Source organism: Methanosarcina sp., assembly GCF_028693135.1.
In the GTDB taxonomy this organism is placed as follows: Archaea; Halobacteriota; Methanosarcinia; order Methanosarcinales; family Methanosarcinaceae; genus Methanosarcina.
Genome location: NZ_JAQUVZ010000001.1, coordinates 198,035 through 222,210 on the forward strand (window position 1 = coordinate 198,035; position 24,176 = coordinate 222,210).

Here is a 24,176-nt window from a genome sequence, read left to right on the forward strand (position 1 = left end):
AACTCCCAGTGAGCTATTTATAAACTAAATTATTGTAGATCCTCATAAATCTTCAAAGTATTCCTAGCAGATATTTCCCAAGTAAAAAGTTTTGCTCTTTCTAAACCTTTCTTGGACATATCTTCTTTTAATATTTCATTAGTTAAAACTGTATACATCAAATCTGCCAATCCATCGACATCACAGGGATCAAACATAATTCCTGCATCCCCCACAACCTCAGGAAGTGATGAAGTATTGGAAGTTATAACTGGACAGCCACAAGCCATGGCTTCCAAAGGTGGTAACCCAAATCCTTCATATAAGGATGGATAAACAAATAGATCAGCTGCATTATAATATCTTGGCAAATCGGCTTCTGGGACAGTATCAATAATTAAAATATCATTTTGTAAATTTAATTTAGATATCAAATTCAAATTTTCTTCCCTTTTCCCGCGTTTTTGGGGCTTACCTATTTTTATTAATTTGACATGTGGGAGATTATTTTTTAGTATAGCAAATGACTTTATTAAAAAAGGAACGTTTTTTCTTTGTTGTTCCGAACCAACATATAATATAACATATTCATTTTCATTAATATTGAATTTTTTTAAAATTTCTTTGCTTTTATTCGGGAAATAATGTTCATGATCTACAGCAGGGTATATAATATGAATTCTATCTTCAGGATATCCTAAATGTTTTATAATATCATTTTTAGAATATTCAGATATTGTTATTATTTTATCTGCTTTATTTAATCCTTTGATATTTAATTTCCAAAAGAAAGAATGGTTATTTTCATATACCCAGGGTATGAGATCATAACAATTAATAACAGATTTATCAAGTTCTATATAATTTAATAAATATCCCCATTCTTGACTAAAAATATGTTTTACATTATTCTCGGTTATGCTTTTTTTAACAATTAGAGGGTATACAAAATATTTCATAAATTTATTAAACAATATCCCACTTCTTCTCGATATTCTTGGATATTCTATTTTGTTAAACCTTACATCAATTAATATTTTTTGTATGTTTTTTTGGAATTTAAGCATGCCAAATATCTCTTTCGTTTTATAACCACATATATAATCGATTTCCATAACCTCATCACCATCAATGATTTTGTGATATAATATTTCCAAAAATCAATCCAATAAAATTTCGCTGCCACCATTATCATAGATTCTATTTTTAATATCAATAAGTGGGTATAAATCAGAAAAATTATAATATTCTCTGATCTGAAGGTCATTAAACCAAATTGATCCAAAATTTCCAACTATATTTGCATAAGACAATTGCACATAACCTGGGTCGATATTTGTTGACTTGTTACTAAAACCCAGTATATTTTTGGGATCAATGTTTCCATATATCGTCAGAGATGGAAATCCTTGCACCACGTCGCCCCTATAAACTGTTTGATTTTTATTCATATTTGTACCCAACCATTTTCCGCTAAATACATTCTGAGTAAAAATAGTGGAGCCATAAAAACGAGCTTTATCATCAAAGTTATTAGTTATTCTGAATGATTCTTGACTTAATGAATTTGAACTAACGTGATCATTTGAAATTTCAAAAATAAATCCAGTATTCAACAGCAAAAATATTGTCAAGAATACAGATACTAACTTCAAAGAATTAGTTTCACATTTAGTAGTCCATAATAGATTAAAACTTACATATGTGATTCTGCAAGCAATCAAACTACCCATAATACTAAAAGGTGCCAATGTAAAAAGAGATAGTTGATATAATCTACGGGGATCCATTACAGAAAAACTACTGTGAATGAGTGATGCTATAAGTAATAATAAATAATACAATGAAAAACCGAGATACACCTTGCTAAAATTGGTTCTTTTATAATTAAATAATGTTTTGACGAGCCCAACAAGTATAAAAAATTGAGTGATTAAATAAAATATTTTGGTTATGAACCATAGTGTTGAGACTTCGCCTCTCATTATTGTATATAACCCCCTTGAATCTTCAGGATTAAAGTATTCTGAAAATATACTGTTTACGGCAAATTTTCCGATAAGCACGGCGTTAATAAATGTAGACGAATTTGAGATATACATGTACCAAAGTATTGCAAATATGACATACAGAAGTATAAAATTAATAGACACATATTTATTTATTATATTAAAGTTGTTTGAGATCAAATCTTCTTTTTTAAGTTTAAAATGAAATATTTTGCGTAATTTGTTTTGAGGTTCTGTAAAATACAAAAAGAATAAAACAAAAAGTAATGAAATCATAAAAAGGTAGGAAGTTCCATAATGAGAAACAATCAATGAATCTGCAAAGATTATTAACAAAGTTGATCTTTTAGCTTTACTCATTGTTTTGTTTAATATTAAAAGAAGTAGGATAACAAAGAATAGTTCTGCAGTTGACTGTTTTGTAATAATTGCAACTTCTCCATAAAAAGGAGCTATTGATATAAATAAAAAGGACGATAAAAATGCAACTTTGCTATTTTTTGTTTCGTTTAAAAAAACAGAAAATACTCCAAGTGGTACAAGAGAATATAATGAAGGAAATATTATTTTAAATACCCAAGTCAGATCAAGATTACAAATTTGATTATAGATGGGAGCAAGCATAACGATGCTCAGAACTGAATTGTAATTTCCAACAAGTGTCCAATCCCAAAATGAATTTTTGATAACCAAGTCTGCAAAGTAATATTCACCGACAATATCACATACGTTTATGTACTGAGATACCAATGTTCGGTGCCATATTAGAGAAATTGACAATATCCAAATAGTAAATGGATACAATTTTGGTGGAATGAACTTATCAAAACCAATTAATAAACCTACAATTGCGATTAAAAAGATAACTAACATCAACAAAATATTATTATGATGAAAATTTACAAGATAAGTTCCAATAATTGTGAAAATGGGTATTAAACTCAAAAATAGGACAGGTAAAGACAATATTTCACCGATGTCAATTAAATCAAAATCAGAATTTCCTTCATCGCTCAAATAACAAGTAATGCATAAGACAGCTGTAACTATGCTTATAGTGACAATTAAAGGCACAGCTGAAATTGGATTAGAGAGCCCAAACAAATTCGGATATACTATATTTATAAACAATCCAATAAACATTAATACGGATACGCTCAACCCAACACTGTATAATAATGTTTCAATATTACTGAGTTTGTGTAATTTGAGGATTCTAAGAATGAGAACACCAGGTACTAGTGTGAGGTATATAAAACCAATTAATTGTCTCAGAATTGGAAATTCTAATCCAATATATTCCAAAATAATCGTACCTAGTAAGAAAAGTTGGATGGAAAATATGACGATCAGAAAGCTTCTAATGTTCCAACAACTAATCTGAAGAGGATTATGTAGAGTCATTCTCATAATCATACCTTTGATTGAGCATAAACTTCTTCATATACTTTGAATGTTTCTTTGGCACATTTTTCCCAACTAAACATTTTAGCTCTATCCAATCCTTTTTTAGACATATTTATTCTCAAACCTTCATCGGTTAAAACTTTATACATCGAATCTGCTAATCCATCAATATCATATGGATCAACCATAATTCCTGCATCACCTACTACCTCAGGAAGAGAAGATGTATTCGATGTGATCACAGGACATCCACAAGCCATAGCTTCCAATGGCGGCAATCCAAATCCTTCATATAAAGATGGATAAACAAATAAGTCTGCAGCGTTATATAGTGCAGGTAAATCCGCATCCTGAACATAACCTGTAAATATAATATAATTTTGAAGATCTAGTTTATCTACAGTTTCAAATATTTCTTTGAATTTCCAGCCTTTGTTTCCTACAATAACCAATTTATGATGTACCTTTTCTTTTAATTTCGAAAATGCCTTAAGAAGTGTGACGATATTTTTCCGAGGTTCTAAAGTACCTACATACAAAACAAAAGGGAGATTAAGATTGTATTTGTGTTTAATAGATTGAATTTCTGTATCTTTTAAAATATTGAACTTATTATCTGCCGCGAGGTAGATCACTTTTATTTTATTTTCAGGCAGGTTAAAATAATTTACCAAGTCGTCTTTTGTACTATTTGAATCAGCTATAATTTTATCTGCAGTTTTCAAAGTTTTAGGCAGAAGCAATTTATAAACTAACGATCTTTTTAGACTGTGAGTTTTACTAAAAAGTATTGGGGTGAGATCATGAATAGTAATAATATACCTCTGTTTCTTAAATTTAAAATAAGTAGGGATCTGAAAAGGATTATGAATTAAGTCTATATTGCAATTTTGAGAGTTAATGTTTAGAACCATATAACAGTACCATAAATACATTTGAGAAATATTATTTAATGGATTTTTACATATGATCTCATGCAAATCTGAAAACAAAATATTATGTTCATAGTTTACTAAATAAAAATTATCTTTTTTAGATTTTATTCTATTTAATCCCTCTATTAAATTAAATACATAATTTGGAACCCCTGTACGGTGATTATGACGAAGGGTTGCTGAAATAATACCGATTTCCATTTTAATCAATTCCTTAATATATTTGAATTATAGTTAACTTTTCAACATTTAGTGTAAACTTCTTCATATACTTTCAGCGTTTCTTCTGCACATTTTTCCCAACTAAACATTTTAGCTCTATCCAACCCATTTTTAGACATATTTTTACTCAAACCTTCGTTGGTTAAAACTTTATACATCGAATCTGCTAATCCATCAATATCATATGGATCAACCATAATTCCTGCATCACCTACTACCTCAGGGAGAGAAGATGTACTCGATGTAATCACTGGACATCCACAAGCCATAGCTTCCAACGGTGGCAATCCAAATCCTTCGTATAAGGATGGATAAACAAATAAGTCTGCAGCGTTATATAGTGCAGGCAAGTCTTCAGAAGGAACATTTTCTATAAATATTACATTATTATTGAGATTTAATTCGGAAACAAGTCCAATAATTTTATCGTACATGTTACCTTTCTTACCAACAAATACTAGTTTATGTTCTATATTTTTCGATTTTAAATTATAAAAAGCTTTTATCAGTGTAGGGATATTTTTTCTAGGAGAAAATGTACCCACATAAAAAATAAATGGATAATTTAGTTGATATTTTGTTTTAATAATTGTAATTTCTTTTGAATCTAGCAATTTGAATTTATCATTTGCTGCAAGTGGTATTACTATTATTTTATCTTCATTTATTTTGAAGTATTTCAGTAGGTCTTGTTTTGTACAATTCGAATCAGTAATTATTTTTTCAGCGAGATCTAAAGTTCTTGGAAGAAAGAATTTACGAATCAAATAAGAACCAACTGGAACTTCTTTAGGGAATAACATCTGTATCAAATCATGAATAGTTATTACATATTTTTGATTTTTAGAGACATAATACATTGGATATTGAGCAAGACTATGCACAATATCAAATTCTCTAACTACTTTTCTTTTCAAGGGTAGGGTTAAATACCACAAATAGGATTTCGATAATTTTTCAAAGGTCTTATTATAAGGAATAACTAGATAGTTAGGATCGTTATGAAACGATTTATTGTTATAATCTATTAAGCGAATATGCTTAGTGCCATAAATTTCAGATATTGTACTTATTAAATTGAAAGCATAATTACCTATACCTGTAAAAGGTTGATTTAAAGGTTCAGATACAATTCCAATCTTCATTTTTCAAAAACCTCTTCGTAGACTTTCAATGTTTCTCTTGCACATTTTTCCCAACTGAACATTTTTGCTCTATTTAATCCTTTTTTGGACATGTCATTTTTTAAACGATCATTAGTCAATACTTCGTACATTGAATCTGCTAATCCATCAACATCATATGGATCAACCATAATTCCTGCATCACCCACTACTTCAGGAAGAGAAGATGTATTTGAGGTAATTACCGGACAACCACAAGCCATAGCCTCTAAAGGAGGCAAACCAAATCCTTCATATATAGAAGGTGAGACAAATAACTCAGCTGCATTGTATAATGCTGGAAGATCCGTTTTATCTACATATCCTGTGAATATAATATCATTTTGAAGATTTAGTTCATCAATTAGGCGGAATATTTCTTTGTATTTCAATCTTCTTTTGCCGGTAATGACCAATTTGTGAGGCAAATTTTTCTTTTTTAAATGGTAAAATGATTTAATGAGAGTAGAGATGTTTTTTAATGGTTTCAAAGATCCCACATATAAAATGAAAGGAGAATCAATACCATATCTTTTTTTTACTTGACCAACTTCTTTAGAATCAAGTAGTTTATATTCATTATTTGCCGCCAAATATATTACATTGATTTTATGTTCAGGAATCTTGAATAAAGTGATAAGATCATTTTTTGTGCTATAGGAATCAGTTATTATTGCATCCGCATATTTCAATGTTTTAGGAAGAAAAAACTTCTGGATAAAATAAACACTTGGCTTAACCATTTCAGGGAACATAACTTGCATTAAATCATGTACAGTAACAACATATTTCTGTTTTTTAAATTTGAATAAAGTAGGGACTTGGTAGGGATTATGAACTATGTCCAGGTCAAAATTTTGGGCATTCAATTTCATACCTAAATAAGTATACCAAAAGTAAGAAGATAATGGAAAAAGCTTGCTCAAATAACCTAATGGGTTTTTTATTATAAACTTATGTATATTTTTAAAAAAAGGATCGTCTTGATAATTTATCATATGAAGTGAATCTTTGCCCATAAGATTATCTAATTCACTTATAAGATTGTATGTATAATTAGGAACTCCAGTAAAATCTTCGTTTAAAGTTGCTGAAATAACTCCGAGTTTCACAATAATCACCAAATATTTATTGTTATTAAGACAAGCAATAAGACTCATTTTGTTACTAACCTGCATGGTAACAGATATAGAAACACTATTTTATTCCAACAGTTTACTATACAAACTAACTGTTTTATCTGCAACTTTATCCCACGAATATTCATCTGCCAACTTTTTAGAGTCTTCGGCTAATATTTTTAGTAAGATTTCATCTCTCAATACAGATAGGATTTTATCAGCCAGTTCACATGAGTTGTTAGGTTCCACAACAAAATCTTTATTCGTCACAAATTCAGAAAGACCACCAACATTGCTTACAATCAGGGGTTTACCAAAAGATAATGTAACTGACCCTACAGCACTTTGAGATGTGAAGTCTTTATACGGCAAAACAACTACATCTGAAGCATGATAAAAATATTTAACATCATCTGAAGGAATGAATTGAAGAAATAGTTTTATATTTTCAGTCAAATTGTATTTCTGAATTATTTCCTCATATTTATCCCATTTTTCCCATGGTGTTCCAGCTATCACTAACAGAATATCATTCATTTCGCTTGTTACAGTAGCAAATGCTTCCAATAAGACATCTAGACCTTTATATTCCCTGATGTGTCCAAAGAATAGTATTATCTTCTTCTCTAAGGGAAGTTTTAATTTTTCTCTTGCTTCGTTCTGTGAAACTACTTGAGTATTATAAGAGATAGAACTACCAATTGGCACAAGAGAAATTATTTCCTTTGGGATACTATAAATTTCAGACAATTGTTCACTATTTTTTGAAGAATGTACAATAAAATGATCTCCAAAAAATAATATGCTCCTATTTAAGAATTGATTAAATCCATTGTTTTCGTGAGAAGTCACATTGTGGATTGTTATTATAATTTTATTCCCTCTGAGCTTGCAGATAGATAAGATCACAAAGTAAACGGGAGCTAAAACATGACTCCACCATTGAGCATGAACCACCTTACTTTTAATACTTAAGCCTGCCCAGATCCATGTGAAAGGATTATAGTATGTCAAAAAATTTCTTATGGACACATTGCTTATTTGTGAGAAATCAGAGATATTGCCCTCTTCTTTTGATTTTCCTCCTGGATACAGGAAATCAGGATACATTTTCTCAAAGCCAATAAATTCTACTGGAATGATTTTTGAAAGTGATAACATCAACTCACAACAGTACGGACTAATTCCTTTTATGGGAGGTAATGATCCAATAAGAGTAACTGAACCTTCAGAAAGGACTTTATCTACCATTGAATTCATCCTTGTTTTGCAGTTTTATTTAAAGAGCTTCGAATAAAAAAATAATTATTGATTATCATACTCCATCTTCTTCAACCTGTACAAAATCTCATCCTGGATTTTCCGCTGGGTTTTCAGGATATCAGCTATCATTCCAAGAGTCATAGTGGAGACCCCAATAAGTATCAGTAACACGGTCAGCACAGCTGAAGGCAAATACCCTGCCACGACCCCTGTTTTAAAATATCCGAAAAGTACCCGAAACCCGAAAAGAAGACCTACTAAGATAAAGAAGGAACCAATGCCAAAAAAGGTATCAAGAGGATGGAAGTCACGGTAACCCCTTGCAATTGTAACCCCTGCCCTCTGGGCATATTTCCAGATATTTGAGATCAAGCGGGAAGGGCCGGCGTTCCTTCTTCTGAACTCGATTGGGACTTCTTCGATCACAAGGCCATAGTAGGTAGCCTGGATAAGGGTTTCCTGGACATAGGTGTAATCGGCCATGACGTTCAGGCGCATGGCGCAGTCCCTGGTAAAGGCCCTGAAACCGGACTGAGCATCGGAGACCGGATAACCCGTAACCTGCCTCGTGATGAAGGTTGCGATTCTGTTTCCTATTTTTTTCTGGAGAGGCATGTATTCGATATGGCCCTTTGTACGGGAGCCAAGGACAAAGTCGGCTCTGTTGTCGAGGATAGGCTCTATGAGTTTGGGGATTTCTTTTCCGTTGTACTGGCCGTCTCCATCGGTATTTACGATTATGTCGGCACCCATTTCAAGGGCGGCCTGAAGGCCTGCTCTGAAGGCAGGGGCAAGACCTTTGTTTTTCTTGAAGCTGAGAATTCGATCTGCGCCTCCTTTTTCAGCTTCTTGAACCGTATTGTCGGTTGAGCCGTCATCGATGACCAGAATCTCAACCTCGTCACAACAGTCGCGGGGGATTTCTTCTATAACAGAGGCAATTGTTTTCTCTTCATCGCAACAAGGAATCATTACTACTAATTTCATAACATCACCAGATAGACAAAAAAAGGAATAGGGATTTCATACCTGTAAACAGAAGCCAAAAACATTTTTTGAACCAACATTTTGTGAACCAACATTTATTAAACCAACTTTTATAAACTAATTTATTGATCCATGATTATTTATACACTGTTCGGTACTCATTTTGAATAAACCCCTTTGAAAGTTGATGATAAAAATTTTTAGAGAAAATATTTAGATATATACTAGAGAAGTGATGATAAGCTTCATGGCTTTAATTATGTGATGACTGTTTTAATTAAATAACACAGGCGAGTTTTTTAGATAATGTGGGAAATAGAACTATATAAACATTTCGATATGAACTCAAAATATAATATAAATAAAGTAATAAAAATGATATGAGAACCGTTGTTTAAATAAAAATAATACTATAGGATTGACTAAAAGTTATAGAAAAATGACTGTGTTTATTAGATTGCAAAAATAAAAACATGATAAAATAGAGGGGTATATCAAAAAACGTTATCTTTTGACTTCATAATCACCTTCCACCACCTAAGACGAAATTTCAAAAATCCTCCAGAGGTATTTCTCCTCGGTATGACCCTTGTGAACCAAATCTCTCTGAGGGCACTTGCCGCATTATTATGTGGCGGAAAAATAAGAAAAAAGAAGAATATCCGTGTGAAAATGAATACCTGAGAAATGAATAAATTAAATCTATTTTTCGACGGGAAGGAGAGAAGTGCCTCGAAAACTAAGAAGGGTAATCAAGAAATAGACACTAAAAAACTAATTCAGTCCCCCAGTATGGATGAAAATAATTTAAAAGAGGGGCTGAAAGCGTATAATTAAACAGACTCGGTTTGTCTGACCTCTCTTGCCATGGAATGCTCTACTATTCCCAGAAGGGTCATGTAAGCACCTGCAACGAACAGGAAGACCATAAGGAATGTGTGTCCGAAGTTAATGCCTGCACTGCCCAGGAAAAAGGCTTCGAGGAACTTGAAACCCATATAGAAACCACATGTTGCAAGGGCAAAGCCTGGCACTGAATAAAGGTACAGAGGACTGTTGGTTTCTATGTCCTCAACCACGGATTTCAGGGCTCCACGGATGTACTTTGCCGGGTTTCGGGTAGTGGTTTCGGAGGGCTTGAAGGCTCCGATCTCAACTTCTGATATACGGACGCCTGACCTGCCTGCATCTGCAAGCATTTCGTTTTCTATGGCTGTTTTTTCACCGCTGAACCGGAAGATGTCTTTTGTAGAGGCTGCAAAGGCACGGAAACCACTCTGTGTATCGGTTATTTTGAGGTTAAAGTTCATTTGTACAGTTGTGCCCTGCATTGTCTGGCCGGCGCGGCGGTAGAGGGAGGTGTTTTTTCCCTGATAATTCAGGTAGCGGCTGCCGTTTACCATCTCGGCATTTCCTTCAAGGATGGGGGCAACGAGCTTCGGGATGTCGGAAGGGTTGTGCTGCCCGTCCGAGTCCATTGTAACTATAATATCTGCGCCGATGGCGGCTGCAGTTTTAAACCCTGTTTTGAGGGCTTCGGCTTTTCCTCTGTTATCCCCGTGAGCCACTACTTCAGCTCCGGCTTTCCTGGCAACTTCAGCTGTCAGGTCCGTGCTGCCGTCATCGACAACGACCACATTGTTAGCATAGAGTCTGGAGAGAAGGACTAAGCTTCCGATTGAGACTTCTTCATTATAGGCCGGAAGGATAACAGTTATATTTTTAGAGGATGCCCCCCTGATACGCTGGTTCTCTTTATGAACAGGGTACCGGGTACTCTTGTCCATAAGCAGTTCACTACTCATTTGTATGACCCCTTTTAAATTTGTATTATGAAGTAGAGATAAGTATAGTGGCTTAAAAGTCACTTAATGCCAGTGATGGCATGATAGGTTGAATTTTTAAGGGACTATTTGAAGTCCCAATATATTTTAATTTTTTAGATAGACATCTGGGCCGGGAATATATAAATTTATTGACAGACGCACTGCAATAGAATAATCCGTAAGTTATAATAACAGCGGCAGCGCCCTTAGTATGATAAATATAACATTATACGATTGATATACTCGGCTGCAAAAATCATCTGAAACATGAAAGTAAGAATATAAGAAATCAAAAATAAAAAACTGATTCCGAAAAAAAAACAATATCATAAGAACACGAAATTTAAGTGCCCGGGTGCCGCAGGCTTTCTCGGATTTCCTAAAAGTGATTTTCAGGGATCAAAAATTTTGAGCTCAATTCAACTCTAGCCCCACTTGCCGCGTCTGCGAAATAAATTGAGATTGTATTTTCGGGTTTGACGGGAAAAGTGTATCCTAAAATAAAGTAAGTTTAATCAAAAAATAGTATTCTCTTCAACCGGGGGAGAATTTTCCAACCAGCAAAACATACGACAATTTTATTACACAGTTAAGCCATTATATATGCTTGGATGTGTATCTTAAGTATTTTTTTAGACCTGGCTAAATTTTTAAATAATCAGCAAAGATATTTTTCAGCAAAGATATTTTTCAGCAAAGATATTGCTCAACAAAGATATTGCTCAGCAAAGATATTGCTCAGCAAAGATGTGAAACTTACTTTTCCCCATAGAATTTGAAGAGGATACAAAAAAGATACATATAAATAAAATAATAGAATTGCCAGGTTAAAGAGAAATTGATCAAATAAAAATGATTGAATAAAATTGATTGAATTAATTGAGTAAATGATTGAGTAAAACGAAAACAAGCGAAAGAATAAAATGGATGAGAAAAAGATATGTTATTTTCCCAAAAGAAATTTGAGAAATATAAAATATTTAAGAAGTATAGAATTTTTTAAATTATACGCCGGATGACCTTATGACCGGAAAAAAATTTCCATCAGACCTCTTGACCGTTATTGGGCTTGTGATCCTTACCGATCTCTTTGTACTCACACCCGGATTACGTGAAACTGTGCTCCGCAATATCCTCGGCCTGCCCCTTGTACTCTTCCTGCCCGGGTATGCCCTGATTGCCGCCCTCTTTCCTGCGAAATCCGACCTTGACGGGATCGAAAGGACAGCCCTATCCTTCGGGCTGAGCATTGCAGTAGTGCCCCTGATTGGCCTCGGCCTTAACTATACTCCCTGGGGAATTCGGCTTCTGCCAATCCTTATAAGCCTGTCCGTGTTCACACTTGCAATGTGCGGGCTTGCATACCTGAGGCGGGCAACCCTCCCAGACGCCGATGCTTTCGAAGTACCTTTCAGGGAAATGGCACTCGGGCTTAAAGCCGAAATCCTGGAAAAACCCGCATCCGGACTCGACAGAGTCCTCACAATTATCCTGGTCCTTTCCATCCTTCTCTCGGTTGCAACCCTTTTTTATGTAATTATCACCCCAAAAGAAGGGGAACACTTCACAGAATTCTACGTCCTCGGGCCTGAAGGGAAAGCTGACAATTACCCGACAAACTACACACTTGGGGAAAGCGGAGGAGTAATTGTTGGGGTTGTAAACCACGAATACAGGCCAGTAAATTACACAATGGAATTAAGGCTTGAAAACAAATCTCTGCCCCTGCCAAAAGACCTTCAACAGGTCACGCTTGCACATAATGAGACCTGGGAAAAACCCCTGACGCTCACCCCACCGGTCGAGGGAAAGGATATGAAACTTGAGTTCCTGCTCTTCAACGATACCGACAAAAACACGCCCTACAGGGACCTACACCTCTGGATAAATGTAAACTCAACGGATAGGTGAGGGTGCAAAAGTCCAGGGGGCTGCAGAGGTGTGATTTCGAAGGGCTCGTAAAAATTCCTCTGAAAAGCCGCAGAATCCCGATATATCTGGAAACCGGTCCGGAAAAAAGAAGGCAAAACCCCGAGGCAGGAAAGCAGAGACTCCTTACTGGGGCCCCTATCCTCAAACCAGAGTTGAATTCTGGATCTTCTTGACAACATTGGGATTTGGCCTGACTGACAGGAAACATGATTACACTTTCTCTTTCCACCATATCCATAAAGGACCCATATGCCTACAAAATCCACTATACCCATTTTTTCCCATCTCAAACAAGTAAACTTATTCAATTATTCATTTTGAGAGCCTGACATTACACCTTTATCTTCGCGTGTGACCCCGGATTTTCTGCGAAGCAAATGAGATCAAAGTCCGAATATCCCACGAAAAAACCCCCGACTATCGATAAAAATTTATACAACGTTCGCAGTAAAAGTCATAAATATCTAGAGCTTCAGAATATCCCGAAGATTTCACTGTGTATTAAACAGAGTAAAAAATATAGTAAATATCCGAATACTTCACTGTATTAAACAGAGTAAAAACATTCAGAGATTACACAGACCAGGCCTGAATTAGCCCCTCATCTGGAAAAGGAGTAATATCCCGTGAAAACCCCCATTAAATCCCCCAGTAGAAAAAAACTGGCTTTTGTGATCACCTCCATTTCGGTTATGATTCTAGTTTTACTGGCAATATCTCCTGCAGTTGCATCTGTAAACGATCGGGGGGTTTTTTCGGGAAACCCAGTTTTTGAGGACTCCCTTAATATAAAAGAAAACACAACCGGAGAAAATGTAGCATCAGGTGCCCCAACCCAGGAAACAGCAGCTGTTTTGGAACCAGTGCCCTCAGAAAATCTGGAAGAGGGGGAGGGCCCCAAAACTATTTTAGCTTCAGATGAAACCCTTGAGCCGGAAAACACTAACCCCCATCTTCCGGAAGAAGAAATTCCAGAGTCCGAATCCTTTCTGAAAACCGATCTGTATATAAACATAGCCTATGTGTTGACCGGAGCTGGAGCTGCAGTTCTTGTTTTTATCGTATATTCACAAATAACTGCAAAATGGTCAGGAATAAATGCAAAAAAATCTGATCTGATAAAAACCCTCAAAATCTCGTATCCCTGGAAAACCAGGAAATTGACAGAGTCAGAAAATACAGTCCAGGAAAAATCGGATCCAAAAAAGCTCATGCTTCTTATAGGACTCCCTGTCCTGAGCATAACCCTGGCCGAACTCCTGATCTTCTCAGGCAACATGGGGCTCGCTGTCTGGCTGCACATAGGAAACATGATTGCACTTGCTCTTACTACAATGTTCATAAAGGAAACCGAGATCAACAAAATTCACCAGGCTCTGATGCTCCTCCCCGTCCTGAGGCTCGTAAACCTTTCCATGCCGATCTTTTTCAATACAACTCTCTATACCTTTATCTTCATCTATGGTCCCCTGGCACTCCCTGTAATAGTTGTATTACTGCACCAGCAGCAAGCCCCCGAAAAGATAGGAATTACCTTAAAACATATCACGACTTACATGTTCCTATCGATTCCCCTGGGCTTCCTGCTGGGGTTTGGAGAATACCTGACCATCCATACAGGAGCCCTGGTCCCGAACCTTTCTTTTGAAAATCTCCTCAAGCTTACCCTTATCATGGTCTTCTTCGTGGGCCTCGTAGAGGAACTTATATTCAGGTCGATCCTCCAGACAGGATTGGAGCAGGCGCTTGGTATAAGGAAAGCCCTGTTAATTTCAAGTTTCCTTTTCGGACTCATGCACTCAGGGTACGGCACTTTCAACGAAATCCTCTACACCGGTTTTGTAGGATTCATCATGGGCTTCACCTTTTATAAAACAAAAAGTCTGCCCTTTATTGCGACTATCCACGGTTTTGTCAATGTTTTCCTTTTTGGAGTCATTCCTCTTCATCTGAGTAGCTGGACCTTTTTCTGAACCCCCATAATTCACCTCAGATCTCGCCCAACTACCTCAATTTATCATTTTACTCATTTCTCTTCCCAATTACCCAATCTTTACAGCCCATCTTTTCCCCCTGATTTCTTCCCTGATTTTTCCCCTGATTTCTCCCCTGATTTCGTCCCTGATTTTTCCCTTGATTTCTTCCCTGATTTCTCCCCTGATTTCTCCCCTGATTTTTCCCTTGATTTCTTCCCTGATTTCTCCCCTGATGTCTTCCCTTTCCCTCTGCCTTCAAAGACACCTGAAAAATCCGGAAAAGTCCGAAAAAGAGCAAGAAACTGAATTTTCATAGATGTCTTGGCAATTTTGGTATTAGGGATTTTCAAGCATTAAAATATTTAAGAAAAAATATGGAAAAAAAGAAAGGGATATAAACATAAAATAATGTTATTTAAATCATAATTAAATATAAGGATAAAAATATAGACGGAAAAGATATGTCTCAAAGGTCTCAAAAATATAAAGGGCCACACAGCCAGAAATCCTCTCCAAACTTAAGAAAGACATACACAAAATATACCCTAACTATGTCTTTAATGTTAACCGCCCGGCACTGAAGTAACGGATCTGTATATCCCCGCTGTTGCGGATCGTTTTATACGTATGGCTGGTTGACCTGGGGAGAACCACTCCTGAATTCTCTTGCGAGAATAGCAACCCAGTTCTATCAAGACGCTTCAAAGGTTACTTTCGGCGAGGTTGTTGCCAACCCCATACCAAATAAACCAGATTCCAATGATGTAGTCTCAACTTAAGCTGTTATCTGCTTATTGCAGTGCCCTACTCCACTCCGGAAGTGTCGAGGTTATCTGGAGCAATATACGTAGTGAGGGCATAATAAGGAGCACTGATAAAGAAAATCAAGAAATATGAAGCATTAATCTCCCCGCTGAAGTAGGGGGAAATCCCGCTTAAAAGTCTTGAATCCGGAGTAATTCCCATGCAAAAAACAATTACTTCCTGTAAAAGGAGAAAAAAACTGATTATTAAAAAGATCTCCCTTTCAATTCTGATTTTAGCTTTACTTACAATTTCTCCTGTAGCTGCATCTGTAAGCAGCTGGGAATTGTCCTCTGAAGAGCCTGCTTTGGGAGATACTCTCAGTATAGGAGGGAGTGCAACTCCGGGAGAAAAAATCGATGTGCTTGTAAACTTTGAAAAAACAATCCCGGTATATGAGGGAAAGTATGAATATATTCTGGAAGGCGTGGAGATCCCCAGGGGGTTCGACAACAACTTTAAGGTCGAAGCTACAGGAGCCAAAAACCTGAATGTAAGGGTCAAAATGATACTCTGGGTGACTAAAAGCGCAGATGCTTCCGGAAACACTGCCACCGTATCCCAGTCAAGTGTCCCACCGGGAACCTATAGGATAAGGATTGACGGGGATGCCACAGAGGGAGCTTCAAATGTGGACCTGAAGATCACGGCTCTACAGCGAATAGAGGCTGACTCGGGAGGGGACTTCAGTTATGCCTACAGCACAAAAGCCGTCCCACCAGGAGAATTTGAAATAAATGTGGGAGGCATCACAAAAGAAGTGACCCTTAAATCTGAAAATGCCTCAGGCAAAACCTCATCTGAGATTGAAAAGAAAACGACCCCCTCCAAATTCAATGTGTCCTATATAATTGGAGGATTTGGAGCATTGATTATTATTATTTTTATCATTAGTTCAAGAAGAAAGTGAAATAAAGCAAGCGATTTCAGCCAGAATAGCATGAAAATCCTGCGCTCCTGAAACTGGAGAATCTAAAAAATTCAATGGGTAAAATGGAGGTATATAGTTTGGGAAAGAATATATTGAACTTGAAAAAAGGTTTATTGATATTCATAGTAACAGCATTCATATTAACCTCTGTCCTGGCAATGGCAGAGGGTGGAAAACTAGATGCAAAATGCGAAGATGGATGTAAAAACAGAACGGATGTAGAAATAGATGTTAACCCAATTGGCGCTATAAATTTCACCGACAGAGTGGTTTACTTCCTGGATCATACAAGCAACCCTGAAGAAGGGAACTGGATCACTCTGGGGAACCCCTGCGAGGGGAGAAGGGTTCAACTCCCTCAACCAATAAATTTCACATACTCAGGCCCGAAATATAAGGAGTATGGAGGAGTTTCCGCGACCCTGTTCAAAGCCGAAGATGAAAACTACACCATCACCTATCCTTCAACTTTGGACTACCTCTCCCATCCTATTTACCTACCAGAGGAAAACGTGACCATGTCGTTCCATGGGGAATCCGGCCTGGAAGGAGATGTGGAAATATACCTCATTAAAGTGAGCTCAGACTGTGCATCCGGCCTCTTTGATGCATTTAAGGCGGGGGATATAGAGAACCTTGACAACCTCTTCCACTGCAACGTGGAGGAAGGAGATTATAAAAAATACTGTGCCGAACTCGGGAATAACGGGGACTTATTAGATTATGACCTTGGACCTCTCGATGCAGGCGAGTACTGCATAGTCATGATGCAGGAAAATGAAGACTGTAGCCTGACAGCCCTTTCCGCAACGGCCCTTGTGGTTACTGAATATGAACTATGTGTAGATTCCCCTTCAAGTATAGTAAAAGGTGAAGACCTGGATATAAGCATCGAGGACCTCATGGGTGCCCCTGAAAAGAGTAACTGCACCTATGCGGCGGCACTGATAAGGGATCAGGCATACAGGGCAAACATAGAAATCGATTCTAATGGCACGAAGAATGGGACTTCCGTAATAATAAACGATGTAGACCTTATTGAGGAATTTGACATTAACTCTTCAAATTACAGGTCAAAACTTACCAGAAACGAACTCCAGACAGAAATCCAGACCCTGATAGGAGAAGGAAACGGCTCCTTAGCCATAGGAGAAGTGGGTCAGGAATCACTATCAATTACCGCTTTTGACCTGCCTGTAGGCGACTACTACCTCTTTGTGGGAGCATATAGCCCGGAAAATGGGCTTGCAGGGCTTACCCAGCTCGAAGTCGAAATTAAATAAAAGGGAAACACGAAGAAATTAAATGAGAGTGAATTATCAGGAAAAAACAGGAGACCGTCTGTCTTCTGTTTTACGTCTATTTTTAAAGAAAGTTCTGTTATAACCATTTAGTTCCTATCGTTTACCGATTATCCATTGCTCCTAATCTGTGATCTGGTTAACCAGGGTTTTTTAGACAAGCCACTGAGTCTTTAGCTCAGGGATAGTTGACGCCTAACGAATTTATTGAAGGTTATAATTTGAGAGGGTAGTTCACGAGTTCCCTCATTTTTTCCCTGAGATCCATGGGAGCCTTCGCATCACACTGTAGAAGAATGTTGATATGACTGTTTTAGAGGGTTAAGGCACAAAGGGTACAGAAGTAGTATTTATATTTGACCCTACCAAAATTATTTATAATTTACCTCAAGAGTTCCAGCTCCCCGTTTGAATCTATTATCAACAAAGCAATCCATATGATACGGATTTTTTATTTTGGGTTCCAGAAACGTCCAATAAGGCAGAAAATTTGGGATGAGCCCCGTAAACTTTACCCTGGAACAGAGGTGTACAGAATACCCCTGGAACAATAGAGAAAAAGAGAGAAAAGAGAGAAAAAAGAGAAAAAAGAGAAAAAAGAGAAAAAAGAGAAAAAAAGAGAGTTAAAACTAGTAGAGGCCTGCAACTATGGAAAAAGGGAGTGAATGTTCCGGAAAAAAGGAATCAAACAATCTCTATAACCTTGAAAACGACAATTGCAGCAAAACTGAAGAGCAAAGGAAGGATTGCCTGGTTAAAGGAACTGTTAAGCGTTTTGCTCCATTTTTCAGAAGCAGAAAGAACCTCCTTTAAGGAAAGGAGAGCTATGAGCCCAACAACCACCGCAGCTCCATACTGAGGGAGCCCAGGGCTTGTAACCATGGAAATCGCACTTGAAGATATTGCACTCGAAGAGATTGCACTCGATGAAATAATGCTTAGAAGCATAAAAAGACCTCCTGTAATTAGTAAAGTAAACCCACTAAAGATAATAGTAAATTTAGTGATAGAAGGACAAAATACTATAAAAAACTTTTCTTGTTGTATAAGACAAGTGAAATACTCCCACCTGTCAGGTTAACGCCTGCTGAGGAAGGAGCTTTCCGCATTATTGTTAAAATATCACATTGTTCAAAGAATTAAGAAAAATATACATCAAATGCTTCAGAATATTGAATACAAAACATCTCCAGGCAGTAAACTAGGAGTAAAACTTTATATAATAATTTCAATAAAACTATTCACAATAATCCGACTTATTTAATAGTCCTATTATTTCACTTTACAAATATTCTACGAACCTGGAATCGAAATATACACAAAGTGAACTACCCGCTAAATCTAAAGATGTAACGGGCTTCCTGAGTCATCCTGCCGACTATTGTCAACTAATCATACAGGCTCATCCCCGCGTTCCGCAGGTGTCAGTTTGTTTTGATTGAGCTACCTTTCAACGTCCTGATTTCTCAGGTACTACCTCTACCCCTCAGAGTGATATGAGCGTGATTATTTGCCCTGTTTCCAACTCGCCTGGTTTTTGCATTGTGGGGACAGCGAGATATAATTAATTTAAAAGAAGAAGCAATTTAGCAAAATCAATAACGTAAGAAGGTATGGAAGTTGACACTTATATTCCATGAAATAAAGATTTTATGGGTTTTACGTCTCTCCCATAAACCTGAATCATACCCTGATTTGAAGAAGGAGTGATTTTTGTGCACAAACTCTTTAATTCCCATAAAATAAGAAAAGAATTGGTTTTTACGACCACTTTTCTTTCGGTTTTTATTCTGGCTTTACTGATGATTTCTCCTGCAGCTGCATCCGTTAGTGACTGGGAATATTCCCCTGAAAACCCTGTCATCGGAGACACTCTCAGTATAGAAGGGAGCGCCTCTCCGGAAGAAGAACTCGATGTGCTTGTAAACTTTGAAAAAACAGTCTCGGTGTCTGAAGGAAAGTATGAATATATTCTTGAAGATGTGGAGATTCCCAATGGGTTCGACAACAACTTTAATGTCGAAGCTACAGGAGCCAAAAACCTGAATGTGAGAGTAAAAATGCTAATCTGGATGACTAAAAGCGCAGATGCGTCCGGAAACACTGCCACTGTATCCCAGTCAAGTGTCCCACCAGGGACCTACATAATAAAGATTGACGGAGATGCCGCAGAAGGAGCTTCAAGTGTGGACCTGAAGATCACAGCTATTCAGGGAATAAAGGCTAACTCGGGAGGGGACTTCAGTTACTCCTACAACACAAAAGCAGTTCCTGTGGGAGACTTTGAGATTAATGTGGGAGGTATCACAAAAACAGTAACTATTGAATCTGAAAGTTATTCAGGCGGGTCTTCATCCTCAGCTTCCTCACCCTCAGCTTCCTCACCCTCAGCTTCCTCTTCCTCAACATCTTCCCCGGAGATGATTTCTGATCCGGAACCTACCCCATCAGAAACCCTGGAAGAGACCGAAACCCCTGAAACGGCCTCAAATCCAGAAGAAAATATAGGAGAAGCGGAAACTAAACTTTCCGGAGACACTCAAGCTCCCGAAAGCTCCCAAAATACCAGGTTATTTCTCAACATAGCCTTTACGATAGGAGGATTTATAATAACATTTGGTATCCTTGGTTATATATTCAAAAAAGAAAAGAAGTAAAAGACCGCGACAATTCAACGGCCCCTAATAAGTATCTCCAGAAACGATTAGGTCAACTACCCCTCCCTAAAACCTTCGCCTAACGGCTCAGGTTTTTGAGGAAGGGGCTTGTCTAACAAGCTCTGGTTGACCAGATCACCGATTCGGAGTAATGGAAAATCGGTAAACGATAGGAAAGAAATAGTTACCCTTGAATGCCGCCTCAGTTTAAGGCTCTAAGGATGCCGGTTAAACAGTCCTGAGAGGTAGGGACAGTGCTTGCATCGTTAAACCTTTCCATATCAGATCGAGAGGAAGACGGATTCCGGAATTGACTCCACAATTCGGATACGCATAACTCTTCGGAGGAAAACTATATGTTAGTTTTCGTAATCAATCAAAACAAAAAACCACTAATGCCCTGTAAACCTTCAAAAGCCAGAAAGCTACTGCAAGCAGGCAAGGCAAAAGTGGTCCGAAATACTCCATTCACAATCAAGTTACTTTTCGGAAGCAGTGGTTATACTCAACCTGTAATTGCAGGGATGGATACCGGCTCTAAGGTCGTAGGCTGTGCAGCTATTGCTAACGGAAAAGTGTTGTATCAATCCGAAATTTACCTGAGAGAAAACGTTTCGAAAAAGATGGAACAACGGAAGATGTACCGGAGAACCAGAAGAGATAGAAAAACAAGATATAGACCTGCAAGATTTGATAACCGGGGAAATTCAAGGAGAGAAGGAAGATTGGCTCCTTCCATCAAAAGCAAACTTGAAGCTCATTTCCGGGAAAAGATGTTTGTGGAATCCCTGCTTCCTGTAACCGGGTGGAAGGTAGAACTTGCTTCCTTTGATATTCACAAAATAAAAAATCCGGAGGTTTCCGGGGTTGGGTATCAGGAAGGGGACCTTAAAGGCTTCTACAATGTCAAAGCTTACGTTCTGGATCGGGACGGCTACACCTGCCAGCACTGCAGGGGAAAGTCAAAGGATTCCCGGCTACATTGCCATCATATCGTTTTCAGGTCACAGAAGGGACAGATGCTCCTGAAAACCTGATTACGCTTTGTGAAACCTGTCACAAAGCCCTGCACAATGGAGAATTCAAGCTTTCAGGGAAAAAGTCAAAAACAAAACATGCAACTGAAATCGGGATCCTCAAATCCCAAATCCGGAAATCCGGCTGGAGTTTTGCAGAGACTTTCGGGTACGAAACAAAGTACAGGAGAGAGCAGGTCTTGAAGTTGTTAAAAACACATTACTTTGATGCTGTTGCTATCTGTTGCAGGGACGATCAGAAAGTAGAGGTAGAAGATTCGGTTTTTCTAAAAAGAAACGTTTCTGCGGGAGATTATCAGCAAACAAAAGGGAAGAGATCAGAGAAGAAAATACCTACCGGAAAGCTGTTTGGGCTCAGGAAATTTGATATTGTAAAAACGGAAAACGGGATCGGGGTAGTCTGGGGAAAACGGTCATCCGGGTATTTTTCAATCTCAGATATATTCGGAAATAAAATTTCAGATAGTGTTAATGTTAAGAAAAAATGCAGGAGACTGAGTGCGAGGAGTACAACATTAGTTCAGATGGTACAGATGACACATTCTTCCCCCACCTGCCATTTCCGGCAAGCCGGAACTGTCGAGGAAGGGGTCTCCTGCTGAGGTAAGATGAAAAAAGAAGCCTGAAAAAAAGGGGCCTTCACAATAAAAAGAGTATATAATAGATAAAAACAGAAAATCTCGTCTCTTCTGTTTTAATTCTATTATTAAAGAGTTCTGTTTTACTTCTATTTTTAAAGAGTTCTGTTTTAACCAATTCTGCTTCTCAACTATCTTAGATAATTTCTACGACCTTGAAAAAAACAATAGAAACAAAACTGAAAAGCAAAGGCAGGATTGCCAGGTTAAAGGAACTATTAAGAGTTTTACTCCAGTACTCAGATGCCGAAAGGACCTCCTTTAAAGAAAGGAGGGCAATTAGCCCGACAACTACTGCTGCGCCGTACTGAGGAAGCCCGGGACTCGTAACCATGGAAATTGCACTCGAGGAAATTGCACTCGAGGAAATTGCACTTGAGGAAATTATGCTTAATAGAATAAAGACACCTCCCCTAAATAATAACTCAGATAAACTCCTTATTTTGTGACATTAGTTATGTAGAAGGATTGAGTTCTATAAAAAGTTTCCGGAGATATTAAAGGATTGAGATATTATTTTAATTTTATTAATATCATAGAATGATAGACGAAAGCCCCACAGATAGAAACAAAATAGAGAAGAATCAGCATCTAAAGAAGGACATCTAGTTTCAGATAGAAGTTTATGAGATTAGAATGTTTAGAAGCTCACAGAAGAAATACAAGGAAAGAATATAACCATCAAATAACATTACTAAAGAGTTTACTACAAAAATAAGAGAGAGTAAAAAATAAAAAGTATGCGGTTATTTATTTTAAAAAATGAGTGAGTAGGCAGAACTCAGAATATACTTTAAAAAAATAAAATAAGTATATAATTTTAGAATTTATTTATTGAGTACTTAATATTACTACCAATAGAAATGTAGGGATTATTAACATCAAAAATCTATAGAATAATCCCTATTAACATTATTATAAATGATTAATTTTGCCAGATATGACAAAAAATTTAAATACACAAACACTAAAAATAATTAGCATGTTCCTGTCTGAAAAGGAGTAGTTCCCGTGCAAAAATTTATTCATCCTCATAAAAGGCAAAAAACGTCTGCTTTTATGGTCACCTCCCTTTTAGTTCTTATTCTGGCTTTACTGACAATCTCACCTGCAGCTGCAGCAGTTAGCACCTGGGATTTATCCCCCGAAACCCCCGTTCTTGGAGATACCCTTCGAATTAAAGGAAGTGCATCTACGGATGAGGAAATCGAAGTACAGGTAACTTTTGAAAAGGCCGCCCCGGTAGCCGGGGGGGAGTACGAGTACATATTAGAAGGCGTGAAAATCCCTGGAGGGTTCAAAAACCGTTTTACCGTCCAGGCCAGAGAAGCCAGAAACCTCAATGTTAGGGTAAAAATGTTAATCTGGATGACTAAAAGTTCGGAAGCTTCTGGAAACACTGCAACTGTGACACAATCAAGCGTCCCTCCGGGAACCTACCAGATAAAAATGGATGGAGATGCCAGCGGAGGAGCCTCGACTGTGAACCTGAAAATCACAGCTGTTCAGCAGATAAAAGCGAATTCAGATGGGGATTTCAGTTACTCCTATAATACAAAGGCTGTCCCTCCTGGAGACTTTGAAATAAGTGTTGGGGGCGTCAAGAAAAAAATAACCATTCAGCAAGAGAAGACATCAGTTGTGCCCACAGGTTCTATTTTAAAGGAAACTGAGTCTGAAACCGTAGAAGAGACAGAGAAAAATGAGTCTGAAACCATTTTAAATCCGGATCAAATCTCCGAAGACGGAAATAAAACACCTGTTTCAGAAATAGAATCTCGGGGGTCTGGACCTGATGAAAAAGGAGGACTGCCCGTAGATATAGTCTACATACTTGGAGGAATGGGAGCAGCAGTTCTAATCCTTCTCATGTATTCAAAAAGAAAATGAAGAAAAAATAGTAATTTCAGCCAATAGCATGCAAACAATTTGCTATCCTGAAACTGATGAATCAAACAGATTCGATGGGGAAAATGGAGGCATGTAAA

General features: G+C 37.3%; 19 protein-coding genes. 8 read left to right on the forward strand and 11 right to left on the reverse strand.

Going from position 1 to position 24,176, the window contains the following annotated elements; genetic code table 11:
- Positions 1 to 29 precede the first annotated feature (29 nt).
- From PHF18_RS00760 to PHF18_RS00795, 8 genes are all read right to left on the reverse strand, one after another.
- A complete protein-coding gene (locus PHF18_RS00760; RefSeq protein ID WP_300097173.1) occupies positions 30 to 1,094 on the reverse strand; it encodes a glycosyltransferase family 1 protein in 1,065 nt (354 codons plus the stop codon).
- Positions 1,095 to 1,139: 45 nt separating this feature from the next.
- On the reverse strand, positions 1,140 to 3,005 hold the full coding sequence (locus PHF18_RS00765) for a DUF2206 domain-containing protein (protein ID WP_300097175.1): 1,866 nt from the start codon (positions 3,003 to 3,005) through the stop codon (positions 1,140 to 1,142).
- Between the two features lie 395 nt (positions 3,006 to 3,400).
- Complete coding sequence (locus PHF18_RS00770; RefSeq protein ID WP_300097178.1) at positions 3,401 to 4,531, reverse strand: glycosyltransferase family 1 protein; 1,131 nt, start codon at positions 4,529 to 4,531, stop codon at positions 3,401 to 3,403.
- Positions 4,532 to 4,572: 41 nt separating this feature from the next.
- Positions 4,573 to 5,697, reverse strand: coding sequence for a glycosyltransferase family 1 protein (locus PHF18_RS00775; RefSeq protein WP_300097180.1), 1,125 nt, complete (start codon positions 5,695 to 5,697; stop codon positions 4,573 to 4,575).
- Positions 5,694 to 6,875, reverse strand: a complete 1,182-nt coding sequence (locus PHF18_RS00780; protein WP_300097182.1) for a glycosyltransferase family 1 protein — start codon at positions 6,873 to 6,875, stop codon at positions 5,694 to 5,696. Before PHF18_RS00780 ends, PHF18_RS00775 begins: the two co-directional genes overlap by 4 nt.
- Before the next feature lie 42 nt (positions 6,876 to 6,917).
- Positions 6,918 to 8,087: a glycosyltransferase family 4 protein gene (locus PHF18_RS00785; protein ID WP_300097184.1), complete on the reverse strand. Its 1,170-nt coding sequence runs from the start codon at positions 8,085 to 8,087 to the stop codon at positions 6,918 to 6,920.
- A 54-nt stretch (positions 8,088 to 8,141) separates the two neighbouring features.
- Positions 8,142 to 9,086 carry a glycosyltransferase family 2 protein gene (locus PHF18_RS00790; protein ID WP_300097186.1) on the reverse strand — a complete coding sequence of 315 codons (945 nt, stop codon included), beginning with the start codon at positions 9,084 to 9,086 and terminating at the stop codon, positions 8,142 to 8,144.
- A gap of 833 nt (positions 9,087 to 9,919) precedes the next feature.
- On the reverse strand, positions 9,920 to 10,891 hold the full coding sequence (locus PHF18_RS00795) for a glycosyltransferase family 2 protein (RefSeq protein ID WP_300097188.1): 972 nt from the start codon (positions 10,889 to 10,891) through the stop codon (positions 9,920 to 9,922).
- Between the two features lie 1,044 nt (positions 10,892 to 11,935).
- Between PHF18_RS00795 and PHF18_RS00800 the strand changes: the two genes are divergently transcribed.
- Complete coding sequence (locus tag PHF18_RS00800; RefSeq protein WP_300097190.1) at positions 11,936 to 12,823, forward strand: DUF1616 domain-containing protein; 888 nt, start codon at positions 11,936 to 11,938, stop codon at positions 12,821 to 12,823.
- A 647-nt stretch (positions 12,824 to 13,470) separates the two neighbouring features.
- A complete protein-coding gene (locus tag PHF18_RS00805) occupies positions 13,471 to 14,817 on the forward strand; it encodes a CPBP family intramembrane glutamic endopeptidase (RefSeq protein ID WP_300097192.1) in 1,347 nt (448 codons plus the stop codon).
- Between the two features lie 80 nt (positions 14,818 to 14,897).
- Here the strand turns inward: PHF18_RS00805 and PHF18_RS00810 are convergent, their stop codons facing one another.
- Positions 14,898 to 15,134 carry a hypothetical protein gene (locus PHF18_RS00810; RefSeq protein WP_300097194.1) on the reverse strand — a complete coding sequence of 79 codons (237 nt, stop codon included), beginning with the start codon at positions 15,132 to 15,134 and terminating at the stop codon, positions 14,898 to 14,900.
- Between the two features lie 650 nt (positions 15,135 to 15,784).
- On the opposite strand from PHF18_RS00810, the gene PHF18_RS00815 reads away from it, so the two are divergent.
- Together PHF18_RS00815 and PHF18_RS00820 are read left to right on the forward strand one after the other, a co-directional pair.
- On the forward strand, positions 15,785 to 16,534 hold the full coding sequence (locus tag PHF18_RS00815; RefSeq protein ID WP_300097196.1) for a hypothetical protein: 750 nt from the start codon (positions 15,785 to 15,787) through the stop codon (positions 16,532 to 16,534).
- Between the two features lie 98 nt (positions 16,535 to 16,632).
- A complete protein-coding gene (locus PHF18_RS00820; protein ID WP_300097198.1) occupies positions 16,633 to 17,838 on the forward strand; it encodes a TIGR04279 domain-containing protein in 1,206 nt (401 codons plus the stop codon).
- Positions 17,839 to 18,540: 702 nt separating this feature from the next.
- On the opposite strand, the gene PHF18_RS00825 is transcribed toward PHF18_RS00820, so the two are convergent.
- A complete protein-coding gene (locus PHF18_RS00825) occupies positions 18,541 to 18,804 on the reverse strand; it encodes a hypothetical protein (RefSeq protein WP_300097200.1) in 264 nt (87 codons plus the stop codon).
- A gap of 767 nt (positions 18,805 to 19,571) precedes the next feature.
- On the opposite strand from PHF18_RS00825, the gene PHF18_RS00830 reads away from it, so the two are divergent.
- From PHF18_RS00830 to PHF18_RS00840, 3 genes are all read left to right on the forward strand, one after another.
- Complete coding sequence (locus tag PHF18_RS00830; RefSeq protein WP_300097202.1) at positions 19,572 to 20,513, forward strand: hypothetical protein; 942 nt, start codon at positions 19,572 to 19,574, stop codon at positions 20,511 to 20,513.
- A 356-nt stretch (positions 20,514 to 20,869) separates the two neighbouring features.
- On the forward strand, positions 20,870 to 21,550 hold the full coding sequence (iscB, locus tag PHF18_RS00835; RefSeq protein WP_300097204.1) for an RNA-guided endonuclease IscB: 681 nt from the start codon (positions 20,870 to 20,872) through the stop codon (positions 21,548 to 21,550).
- On the forward strand, positions 21,496 to 22,152 hold the full coding sequence (locus tag PHF18_RS00840) for an HNH endonuclease (RefSeq protein WP_300097205.1): 657 nt from the start codon (positions 21,496 to 21,498) through the stop codon (positions 22,150 to 22,152). The genes iscB and PHF18_RS00840 overlap by 55 nt, the downstream gene beginning before the upstream one ends.
- A gap of 172 nt (positions 22,153 to 22,324) precedes the next feature.
- On the opposite strand, the gene PHF18_RS00845 is transcribed toward PHF18_RS00840, so the two are convergent.
- Entirely contained in the window at positions 22,325 to 22,522 is a 198-nt protein-coding gene (locus tag PHF18_RS00845) for a hypothetical protein (RefSeq protein WP_300097206.1), read from the reverse strand.
- 677 nt (positions 22,523 to 23,199) lie between these two features.
- On the opposite strand from PHF18_RS00845, the gene PHF18_RS00850 reads away from it, so the two are divergent.
- Positions 23,200 to 24,078, forward strand: a complete 879-nt coding sequence (locus PHF18_RS00850) for a hypothetical protein (RefSeq protein WP_300097207.1) — start codon at positions 23,200 to 23,202, stop codon at positions 24,076 to 24,078.
- Positions 24,079 to 24,176 lie beyond the last annotated feature (98 nt).

Excerpts from the sequence above, each read along its gene's own strand:
- PHF18_RS00775 (WP_300097180.1), bottom strand. The coding sequence starts at position 5,697 with ATGAAGATTGGAATTGTATCTGAACCTTTAAATCAACCTTTTACAGGT.
- PHF18_RS00795 (WP_300097188.1), bottom strand. The coding sequence starts at position 10,891 with ATGAGTAGTGAACTGCTTATGGACAAGAGTACCCGGTACCCTGTTCAT.
- iscB (WP_300097204.1), top strand. The coding sequence starts at position 20,870 with ATGTTAGTTTTCGTAATCAATCAAAACAAAAAACCACTAATGCCCTGT.
- PHF18_RS00810 (WP_300097194.1), bottom strand. The coding sequence starts at position 15,134 with ATGAAAATTCAGTTTCTTGCTCTTTTTCGGACTTTTCCGGATTTTTCA.
- PHF18_RS00785 (WP_300097184.1), bottom strand. The coding sequence starts at position 8,087 with ATGGTAGATAAAGTCCTTTCTGAAGGTTCAGTTACTCTTATTGGATCA.
- PHF18_RS00800 (WP_300097190.1), top strand. The coding sequence starts at position 11,936 with ATGACCGGAAAAAAATTTCCATCAGACCTCTTGACCGTTATTGGGCTT.
- PHF18_RS00770 (WP_300097178.1), bottom strand. The coding sequence starts at position 4,531 with ATGGAAATCGGTATTATTTCAGCAACCCTTCGTCATAATCACCGTACA.
- PHF18_RS00815 (WP_300097196.1), top strand. The coding sequence starts at position 15,785 with ATGCAAAAAACAATTACTTCCTGTAAAAGGAGAAAAAAACTGATTATT.
- PHF18_RS00780 (WP_300097182.1), bottom strand. The coding sequence starts at position 6,875 with ATGAGTCTTATTGCTTGTCTTAATAACAATAAATATTTGGTGATTATT.
- PHF18_RS00790 (WP_300097186.1), bottom strand. The coding sequence starts at position 9,086 with ATGAAATTAGTAGTAATGATTCCTTGTTGCGATGAAGAGAAAACAATT.
- PHF18_RS00760 (WP_300097173.1), bottom strand. The coding sequence starts at position 1,094 with ATGGAAATCGATTATATATGTGGTTATAAAACGAAAGAGATATTTGGC.
- PHF18_RS00845 (WP_300097206.1), bottom strand. The coding sequence starts at position 22,522 with ATGGTTACGAGTCCCGGGCTTCCTCAGTACGGCGCAGCAGTAGTTGTC.
- PHF18_RS00825 (WP_300097200.1), bottom strand. The coding sequence starts at position 18,804 with ATGCTTCTAAGCATTATTTCATCGAGTGCAATCTCTTCGAGTGCAATA.